General features: G+C 39.1%; 6 protein-coding genes. 3 read left to right on the top strand and 3 right to left on the bottom strand.

What is annotated here, in order from left to right:
• Positions 1-106, top strand: a 106-nt coding sequence (locus tag GYA49_03105) for an IS200/IS605 family transposase (protein NMC36009.1), incomplete at its 5' end; no start/stop codon positions are given.
• 27 nt (positions 107-133) lie between these two features.
• Here GYA49_03105 and GYA49_03100 read toward each other — a convergent pair.
• Positions 134-304 (bottom strand): hypothetical protein, encoded by a 171-nt coding sequence (locus tag GYA49_03100; protein NMC36008.1) that lies wholly within the window; start codon positions 302-304, stop codon positions 134-136.
• A gap of 103 nt (positions 305-407) precedes the next feature.
• On the opposite strand from GYA49_03100, the gene uvrA reads away from it, so the two are divergent.
• Together uvrA and GYA49_03090 are read left to right on the top strand one after the other, a co-directional pair.
• Positions 408-3,329, top strand: coding sequence for an excinuclease ABC subunit UvrA (gene uvrA / locus GYA49_03095; protein ID NMC36007.1), 2,922 nt, complete (start codon positions 408-410; stop codon positions 3,327-3,329).
• Between the two features lie 9 nt (positions 3,330-3,338).
• Positions 3,339-3,839, top strand: a complete 501-nt coding sequence (locus GYA49_03090; GenBank protein ID NMC36006.1) for a hypothetical protein — start codon at positions 3,339-3,341, stop codon at positions 3,837-3,839.
• A 101-nt stretch (positions 3,840-3,940) separates the two neighbouring features.
• On the opposite strand, the gene eno is transcribed toward GYA49_03090, so the two are convergent.
• Complete coding sequence (eno, locus tag GYA49_03085) at positions 3,941-5,227, bottom strand: phosphopyruvate hydratase (protein NMC36005.1); 1,287 nt, start codon at positions 5,225-5,227, stop codon at positions 3,941-3,943.
• A gap of 52 nt (positions 5,228-5,279) precedes the next feature.
• A complete protein-coding gene (locus GYA49_03080; protein ID NMC36004.1) occupies positions 5,280-7,469 on the bottom strand; it encodes a hypothetical protein in 2,190 nt (729 codons plus the stop codon).
• Positions 7,470-8,299 lie beyond the last annotated feature (830 nt).

Raw genomic sequence — 8,299 nt, 5'->3', positions numbered from 1 at the left:
TTTTTGGGCTGATGGCTACTTTGCTGAAACCATAGGTAAAACCAATTACTTACAAATAAAAAAGTACATTAAAGACAATAAAGAAATTATGCCAGAGAAGGATTAAAACCACGGTCTTTAGACCGTGTGTAGTTTATTTGAGTTCAAAACTCATGGTTTTGTCTTCTAGACTGAGTGATTTAGTGCTGCTGATAATTTTATGCAGATCAGTAAAAAAAGTCTGAAACAGAGCTAATGAGTTGGGAACTTGATCTGGAGTTTTGAGGACAAGAGTAATCAGATTTTGACTGGTATAATTATTCATTTTGTATATTATAGCAAATGATTAGTTGGCTTTTGGTAATTCCTTTTTCTTTCATTTTGCGCTAAAATAATTGGTTCAAATCTAGGAAATACTTTATTTACTTATGCCCTCTGATCAAATCACCGTTAAAGGCGCCCGGGAACATAATCTCAAAAATATTGATGTGACTATTCCCAAAAATAAACTGGTAGTTTTGACCGGCATTTCCGGCAGTGGCAAATCTTCGTTTGCGTTTGATACCTTGTATGCCGAAGGACAGCGGCGCTATGTCGAGTCTTTATCTTCCTATGCCAGGCAGTTTTTGGGTATTATGAAAAAGCCTGATGTCGAGCTGATTGAGGGTTTGTCGCCAGCTATTTCCATTGACCAGAAATCAGTATCTCATAATCCGCGCTCAACTGTGGGAACCATCACGGAAATTTATGACTATTTCAGATTGCTCTTTGCCCGGATTGGACATCCTCACTGTCCTCACTGTGGAGTGGAGATTGCCCAGCAGTCAGTGGATCAGATTTTTGACAAAATCATTACCTTGGCAAAAGATAAAATGGCAGATCCGATGATTAAAAAGACCGGTTTGCGTTTAATGTTGCTCTCTCCAGTTATTCAAGGCCGTAAGGGTGAGTTTTCCAACTTGCTTGACTCCCTGCGGCAAAAAGGCTTTCAGCGGGTGCGAGTGGATGGCCATATTTTAGAGCTGGATGAAGAAATTAATCTTATTAAAACTAATAAACACAATATTGATGTGGTTGTTGATCGTTTGGTTTTAGTGGCTGATGATATCGACAATCCCAAAGAAATGAGAACTAGGTTAGTAGAATCATTGGAAACCGCTTTAAAACTGTCTGATGGTTTGGCGGTAATGAGCATAATTTCTGATGAAAGTTTTGATTTTCCTGCCAAGCCAAAGCTTTTTGAAGATCACCTTTTTTCTGAGCGTTTTGCATGTCCAACCTGTAATCTGACTCTACCGGAAATTGAGCCGCGGATGTTTTCTTTCAATACGCCTTTAGGAGCTTGTCCGACTTGCAATGGTTTGGGGACGCTTTTAAAAATTGATGAGTCTTTGATTTTAAATCCCAATTTATCTATTTCTGAAGGCGGTATTTTGCCTTACAACCGAATGATGGAGCAGGGGGGCTGGAACGCCTCGTTAGTAGCAGCTGTAGCGCAAGATTTAGGCTTTTCTATTAAAGTGCCTATTAAAGACATGGTTAGACAAGATTTGGAAAAAATTTTATACGGAGCTGGGAATCAATATTTTAGAGTGAAGGGCATAGGTAATAATGGGAGGTCTTATGAAGTTGATCACAAATTTGAGGGGGTAATTCCTAATTTGGAGCGTCGGTACCGCGAAACTAAATCGGATTTTATGAGAAGTGAAATTGAGCGTTTTATGCGCAAAGAAACCTGTCCTGATTGTAAAGGCAGTAGGCTCAAACCAGAGGCTTTGGCAGTAGTGGTTGATCAGAAAAATATTGCCCAAGTTTCTGATTGGCCGATTAAAAAAACGTACGAGTGGATTCAAACGCTCAAAGCTCCTTTGCTTTCTCAAAAAGAGCTAAGTATTGCAGCTGGAGTATTAAAAGAGCTGGAAGCGAGATTAGGCTTTTTACTGTCAGTTGGTTTAGATTATCTAACATTGTCTCGAACTGCGGCTACCTTAGCTGGAGGTGAAAGCCAGCGGATCCGTTTGGCTTCTCAAATTGGTACCGGTTTATCGGGAGTTCTGTATGTTTTAGATGAGCCTTCAATTGGTCTGCACCAACGGGATAACCGAAGATTATTAGACACTTTAAAACGCTTGCGGGATTTGGGTAATACTGTGGTAGTGGTTGAACATGATATGGAGACGATGCAAGAAGCTGATCATTTGGTAGATTTTGGGCCCCTGGCAGGGGAGGCTGGAGGAGAGGTGGTAAGTTTTGGAACCCCTGAAGAAGTTGGTCATGATCCCAAATCACTAACCGGTCAGTATCTGTCTGGTAAAAAGAAAATCCATGTGGCTCCGACTCAAGTTCAAGACAGCCAAGAGTTTATTGAAATCACTGGCTGTAAAGCTCACAACCTGAAAAATATCTCAGTTAAATTCCCTTTAAACCAGTTAGTGTGTGTGACTGGAGTTTCTGGTTCTGGAAAGTCAACTTTAGTTGATGATACGCTTTATCACGCTTTAGCTAGCCGGCTTAATCCTAAACACAAAGAAGAAGGGGAAGATTTTGATGAACTGTTTGGTTTAGAACGAATCAAACGGGTAGTGATGATTGACCAGTCGCCAATTGGCCGGACGCCGCGCTCAAACCCAGCTACCTACACCAAAGCCTTTGATCATATTCGGGAGGTCTTTAGTCAGACAGCTGAAGCTAAAATGAGAGGTTATAAAGTAGGCCGTTTTTCTTTTAATGTTAGAGGTGGTCGCTGTGAAGCTTGTGAAGGGGAGGGTCAGATTAAAATTGAGATGCAGTTTTTGCCAGATGTGTATGTGGACTGTGAGGTTTGTGGTGGCAAGCGCTACAACTGGGAAACATTGCAAGTTGAGTTTAAAGGTAAAAATATTGCCCAAGTTTTGGATATGACAGTGGAGGAAGCCTTGCAATTTTTTGGCTCATACTCACCTATTAAAACTAAGTTGCAAACGCTTTATGATGTTGGACTGGGCTATGTCAGGCTTGGTCAGCCAGCACCGACTTTGTCTGGTGGTGAAGCTCAACGGATTAAGCTAGCAGCTGAGCTATCTAAAACCAGTACCACCAATACTATTTTCCTACTAGATGAACCAACCACTGGTTTGCATTTTGCAGATTTGGAAAAACTTTTGCTGGTTTTGAAAAAACTGGTGGAAAAAGGTAATACGGTCATTGTGATTGAACATAACATGGATCTTATCAAAAATGCAGATTGGATTATTGACCTGGGGCCTGAAGGTGGAGATGGGGGTGGTGAGCTGGTGGCTGAGGGTGCACCTGAGGAAATTACCCAAAATGAAAAGAGTTGGACAGGAAAGTATTTGAAAGAAATACTCTAAACTAAACATATGTTAGAATCACTATCAACCGATGAACAACAAGGAGCATCAAAGGTTTTTTGGGAGGCTGAATATGAAAAATGGATAAGAGAAAATGCGGAGCGTGTTAGTCAGGAATTAGGTCTTGAACCACCTGATATGAATAGACTTATGAGAGGTTTTGCTCTTTTTTTATTGCAAGATACAGCTTCGGGTAAATTTTCGACTCGGTATGGTATAACTGATGTTTCTGAAACAACCAAGAGTGAGATACTTAGAAGAATTCAGTTAGTGGCAGGTATGCCCGAAGTTGGCGAAGAAGAGGCGAAGGAAATATTGAATCAATTCTGCGTTTCTTTTCAAGAGCAAGCATGGGTAGAAGCGAGTGATGTCGAAACTGCTTATCAAGGATATCAGGAAATGGTAAAAAAAATAATTGAGTTACTGGGGGGAGATCTGTTTACTTTAGATCGGATGTATTTTTCGAAATATTATTTGAGTTTTAGATCTGAGCCTTCAAAAATAAATTGATTGTTAGTTAGATTTATACTCATTATCTTTTAATTTTAGGTAAAAAAAGACGCGCTAGTAGCGCGTCTCTATATTAGATTCGATAGAATATTTTTACTCTCTTACTTTCCAAACAGAAACTTAGCAATTTGAGCTTTGTTTTCTAACTCTCTTTCAATTCTCATCAGTTGATTGTACTTACAAATCCGTTCACTGCGGCATAGGCTACCGGTTTTGATTTGGCCAGTCCCCATCCCAACTACAAAATCAGCAATAAAACTGTCTTCTGTTTCACCGCTGCGATGAGAAACCACGGCGGTAAAATTATGAGCCCGAGCTAGTTTGATAGTTTTGATAGTTTCACTGATTGTGCCGATTTGGTTAACTTTAATCAAAATCGAGTTACCGGCTTTTTTGTCAATGCCCATTTGCAAGCGTTTATAGTTAGTCACAAATAGATCGTCACCGACAATTTGCAAAGTGCCATTGGTTGCTTGGGTAAATTTGGCAAAACCATCCCAATCATCTTCGGCAAAACAATCTTCAATCGAAACAATTGGATACTTGCCCAACCATTCTTGGTAACGAGCTACTAATTCGTCTGTACTTAATAGTTTATTTTCGGTGGCTAAATTATATTTACCATCCTGATAAAATTCAGAAGCAGCGGGGTCCATAGCTATAGCCACTTGCTCACCTGGTTTATAGCCAGCTTTTTCAATAGCAGCCATAATAATTTCCAAAGGCGCTTCATTATTGCCAAGTGGAGGAGCATAGCCACCTTCATCACCAACACTAGTGCTCATGCCTTTTTCTTTAATCAATTTTCCTAAAGTATGGAAAATCTCAGCGCCCCAGCGAACAGCTTCAACTATTGAGGGTGCGCCAACTGGCATGACCATATACTCCTGCATATCAGAAGAGTTGCTGGCGTGTTTGCCGCCATTAAGCACATTCATCATGGGAATAGGCATTTGGTAAAGGTCGGTATTAGTTCCAGCCAGCTGTGCTACATAAGCATATAGTGGCTTATTTTGAGACAAAGCGGCAGCTTTGGTAGCAGCCATAGAAACAGATAAGATAGCATTAGCTCCTAAGTTTTCTTTATTTTCAGTGCCGTCCAGCTCAAGCATGGTTTCATCGATTTCGTTTTGTGCACTTACATCCATACCTTTTAAAGCCGGAGCAATTTTATCATTGACATTAGCTACTGCTTGCAAAACGCCCTTGCCGCCATAACGTTTAGGATCGTTGTCACGCAGCTCATGAGCTTCATGTGAACCAGTGGAAGCACCAGAGGGTACAGCAGCTGAAGCCTTAATACCATTTTCTAAAACAATTTCACTTTCAATAGTAGGATTGCCACGGGAATCAAGAATTTCTTGAGAAAAAATGGATGAAATTTTCATAGGGAAAAAAGAACTTAGTAACGTCTTAGTGTAGCATAAAAATAAAAGATGTTTAGAGCTGGTAGGTTTCAATACGAGCTATCGTTTTTTTGATAGTAGCTAGTTCAGTTTCGGGGATAGAAAGACCCCAAACACCGGCTTTGACCAAAAGCTCAATAATTTGAGGATAAAGACTGAGTTTATTGGCATGGACTAAAACTGGTTTGTGATACTTGTGAGCATAGTTGAGACAATGCTGTGTCAGCCATAAAACTGATGGATCAAATTGACTTAGTAATTGACTCAAGTCCATATTTTGACTATCAAGTCCCAAGACTAGGATGCTTAAAGCTGGTAGATCAATGATAAAACCTTCAATTTGAGGTGAAGCAAGTTGCGGTAAATCAATCAAATTAGCTGGTGTTTCCAGGTTGAGCCATACGTGTTTGGTACTAAAACTGTTATCTTCTAAAAATTTTAATAATTTACCAAGTTCAAAAGCTGAGCTGACAAATGGCAAAACTAGTTGAAAGTGTTCTGCTTTGGCTGTCTTATCTAATCCTTTAAGTTCGGCTTTTAAAAGCGAAGGATTATTAAGTAAATACCAAGTACCTCGTAAACCCAGTAGTGGGTTTGGCTCTTTAGGTTGATAGCTTTTACCATCGTAAAGATCTCTTTGCAGCAGGCTGTTCCAATTACTTAGATGGTAGAAAAATGGCTTGTCTTGATTTTTGACCAATTCTGCAAGAGCTTTAGCTATGTGATTAGAAAGATGATCAGCTTTGTCATCGGCTATCAGTTTTTTAGGATGGTATTTAAGTTGGCTTAAGAGAAGTTCGCCTCGTATATTGCTAATACCATCAGCCAAATCATAGTTATTAGTTTGACTTAAGCCAAAAGGAGAGCTAATAAAAAGTTTGGTAGCAGTTTTGCTGGGATGGTTGACATCAGTTTTTGGAGTAGGAATGATTTTGCTGCGCAATTCCAATTTGCCTTGATAGATTTCGCCAGTAGTGCCATTTATTGTTAATAGCTGATTAGCTTTGATTTTTAGCTTATTTTTAAGCCAAATAGTTGGCAAGCTTAATTCCTGAATAAGATTTAAAATATCCGGTTCTAATCTATTTTTAGTGATAATAATGCCAATAACTTGACTAAGGCTTTTTAAAATATCCGGTTCAAAGTCATCCAAAATCAAGATGGTATTTTTATCAAAACTACTTTCGTTTTGACTATTAGCATGGCCAATAGCTAGCCCTGGGAAAAGACCTTCACCTTTATCTAAAAGTGGCAAAGTAAAAGTTGGCGAAGTTTCAGGGTTTTTAAGACTACGTTTGGTTTTATGTTTTTTGCCGGTTAGCAAATCCTGAGTATCAACTAGCCAAAATTTAGCACCATCAAAAACCCATTCAATAGTTTGAGGATAAAAATAGAGACTACGAACCTTTTTGCCTAAGGTAGCTAGTTGTTTAATTTGTTCGAAACTGAGCTTTTGTTTTTCTCTAAGGTGTTTAGGTACGGCTTGCTCAACTGTTTTTGAGCCTGAGCGGATTAATTGATTGGCTTGGGGATGAGTTTCCTTGTGAGTCAAATCAAGGGTGCTTTGACTCACTTCGTAATAATCAGGAGTAACTAGTTCTTCAACCAAAATTTCGCCAAGCCCCCAAATAGCTTCAATGTGTATCGTATGTTTTTTTTGATTCTTAGGATCGCTGGTATGAAGTAAGCCGGCACAGTGGCTATTGATCATAGTCTGAATGATAATTGCCAAATCAGTTTGGTCAACCCGAGTTAGGGAGTGTAAATTTTGAGCTTCAAAGTGCTGAGCCCACATTTGTTTTATAAATTCAATAATAGTGCTTTCACCACTGACGTTAAGGTAGAGTGGATTTTGGCCAAAAGACTGTTTATTGCTTGTGCTTGAACTACGAAGAGCAACATAAGCAGAACCCAAGGCTTCGAAACTATCAAAAATTTGAGTAGCCAGGTTTTTATCAAACTGGGCATTGATAATGGCAGCTTGAATGCTTGAGGCTACATGTTGAGCTGATTCTGGTATTTGAGGGTTAAAGTTGGCTAGTTCCTGGGCTAGTTTTAGTTCCAGTTGATTGGCTTTAATAAATGCCTGATAGGCTGCGGTAGTAATGACAAAACCTGAAGGAATAGATAAGCCATTTTGGCTCAAGTTAGCTAGTCCAATAGCTTTATAGCCAACCAGGTTTTGATCTTCATTGGTAATAGCAGAAAAGGGCAGGAGAAACATAACTAAAATACAAATTCAAAAATTGAAAGTGTAATTTTATAGTATTGGAAATTGATAAGGTTAGCAAGAGTAAGGTCTATATTGTGGGGATAAAACAAAAAATAATCAGTATGAACTTTGCTTGTAAGTTGTATTCAAAAAGTGTCAGAATACATAATAGGAGAGTATTACTTTTAATAAAATATTACAAAAGTCTTGAAGTAAATTTTATTAATGGTACAATTAAACATATAATAAATACTATAAGCTATTTACCAATTACGGTGAATAGTTTTTTAGTTTACTTATATATTTTAAGCACTTTAACACTGATATTGGGAATAAAAATGAGGATTGCCAGAAGAGGATAGAAACTATTTTTTGTTTTCTTCTGGTGATCCTCACAGGGAGGGTCAAAATATATCTAGGGAGGTTGTCATGGCTGTTTCTACTGTAGGTTGGTGTGTTGAAAATTGTCAGTTCCGATCCAGTTCCAACTGTCGGCAATGCAAAGAGGTGGACAGCCCTCTGAAGTTGCCCATGCCGCCTGAAATTAAGGTGACCAAAGCCAATCCCCCGAAAAAACGCAAGAAAGTGAAAGGGAAGAAGTAGTTATTCCTTTTCACTGTTTGCCGCTGAGTAGTGGGCAGTGGACAATGTCGTCCTACCCTCAACTGCCCACCTCAGCGGCCCCAATATCACAGTGCCTACTGAGGCACTCGGCAACACATGTTTTTCATCGGACAAAACCGAACTTGGGAAATTTCTCTAATGGCTGAGATTTTTTTCCAGATATTGGAAAACAACCTGAAAAAGATTCAGGAAAAGCTCTTATTTATTTTTTAAAAAGT

This window comes from Candidatus Beckwithbacteria bacterium, from assembly GCA_012797845.1.
GTDB lineage: Bacteria > Patescibacteriota > Microgenomatia > UBA1400 > UBA1449 > JAAZOH01.
The sequence above is the reverse complement of the archived record's forward strand: the minus strand, read 5'-3'. Positions and strand labels throughout refer to the sequence as shown.